This window comes from Pedobacter sp. 01T416_2 (assembly GCF_056398925.1).
In genome coordinates this window covers 1-1,702 of sequence record NZ_JBFTQI010001017.1, presented here as the reverse complement: position 1 = coordinate 1,702, position 1,702 = coordinate 1, and the positions used below count along the sequence as shown (strand labels likewise).

Annotated in this window: 1 protein-coding gene and 1 pseudogene; one reads left to right on the top strand and one right to left on the bottom strand. The window is 39.7% G+C overall.

The window, feature by feature from the left end; genetic code table 11:
• A pseudogene (locus tag AC1DPQ_RS26895) lies at nt 1–367 on the top strand (M1 family peptidase); the annotation flags it as partial.
• A 55-nt stretch (nt 368–422) separates the two neighbouring features.
• Here AC1DPQ_RS26895 and AC1DPQ_RS26890 read toward each other — a convergent pair.
• Nucleotides 423–899, bottom strand: coding sequence for an OsmC family protein (locus tag AC1DPQ_RS26890; RefSeq protein ID WP_215129683.1), 477 nt, complete (start codon nt 897–899; stop codon nt 423–425).
• Nucleotides 900–1,702 lie beyond the last annotated feature (803 nt).

Genomic DNA, 1,702 nt, shown 5'->3' with positions numbered 1-1,702 from the left:
CCCTATTCCATGGGATTATTTCAACTCGATGAATGCGGGATCTGGACAAAATTTAAACTGGTTTTTCCAAAATTGGTTTTTCACCAACAATTATCTTGATTTAGCCATTGCCAAAGTAACACCTGCAAAAGGAAAATCTACCCTAACCATTAAAAATATTGGTGGCTTTGTTATTCCTTTTGATATAGTGGTTACTTATACCGATGGGAAAACTGAAACGATTCATAAAACGCCAGCGGTTTGGAAAGCAAACCAGAAAGAGGTGAATGTAATAGTTAATACCGCTAAAAAAATAAAGTCAATTGGTTTAGATAATGGCATTTATGTAGATGCTACGCCGAAAGATAATGTTTGGTCAGCTAAATAGTTGACAGTACACAATTTTCAGTTGGCAGTTCGATATGACTGCCAACTGAAAGCTGTTAACCGTTTTCTGCTTTACAAGTAGGTTCGTGTTTAACTGGAAAATTTAATGAATTGGCAATAAAACACATTTTATTTGCCTCATGATGCAGCGAAGCTGCAAGTTCGTAATGTGCCTTATCGGCTATTAAAACCTGGGGATGAAGGGTAACCTCTCTAAAACGGCCACTGCCATCAGCCGATTCTTCCATTGTACCTACGGCCTCATCCTTATAATCAATCACTACAATTTCGTTTTTAGAGCATAAGTGTAAATACCAGAGCATATGACAGCTGGATATTGAGGCCAATAACAGATCTTCTGGGTTATATTTAGATTTATCGCCCAAAAAAGCAGAATCAGATGATCCTGAAATATCGGCTTTGCCTTTTACTGAAATTACATAATCGCGATCGTACGAACGGTAATCCATTGTACCCGAGCCTTTATTGCCCGTCCAAGTAACTGTAGTTGAATATAAATGATCTTTCGGCATGATAAAATTGGTTAGATTGTATAGCCAATTTAAGAAAATAAAATTGAGATTATCTATTTTTTAGACCTATATGATTTTAAAATCTCATGGGGAGTGCACAGATTTCCGTGCTTTTTCCCTCGAAAATCTGTTAGGCCGGATAGCAGGATGCAGATAGTATGATGCAGAGACAGGCATCCGTAGATTGATTACTTTGAAACGATGAGGGGCACGCTGGGTTGTCATCTCGACCGTAGTGGAGAGATCTTTGTACTTTCTAATACGGTCGTCATCCGATAGCTATCGGATCCCGCACAGGCGGGAATCTTAAACCATAGGCGGCTAATACATCCGGGCGTTTTGTATTTTGCCTTCCCCCACCATTTTCCATACCCCGATACCGACACAGCTGTGGCCCAAAATAACCCTAGGCTATGTTTCCTTTCACCTTTTATTTAACTATTGTTAACCCGCCAACCTAAAGCGATGCAAATCTTTGACATCGCTGATCTTCAACGTGGTTCTGTTTCAACCAAAGCAAGTCCGAAGCAGTAGGCAAGTAGGTGTACAGCAAGGCATAGCCAAGCCTGGCCAGAAGGTGGCTTGAACGTGGGGTAAATGTGGCGTAAAGGTGGGGTTTAAGGATTTTTAATCAGATCGATTAAATTGAGTAATCATCCTTTTGTTTAACCACAATATACTAAAATTATGGCRATCCAGAATGGAATAATCAAAATTAACGGGCAACTGGGCAATCTTGTTTTTTACAAATGCAGAAGTAACTGCAGGGCAATGCTCAATGTCATTAAGTTAAGCACCATGCC

Excerpts from the sequence above, each read along its gene's own strand:
- AC1DPQ_RS26890 (WP_215129683.1), bottom strand. The coding sequence starts at position 899 with ATGCCGAAAGATCATTTATATTCAACTACAGTTACTTGGACGGGCAAT.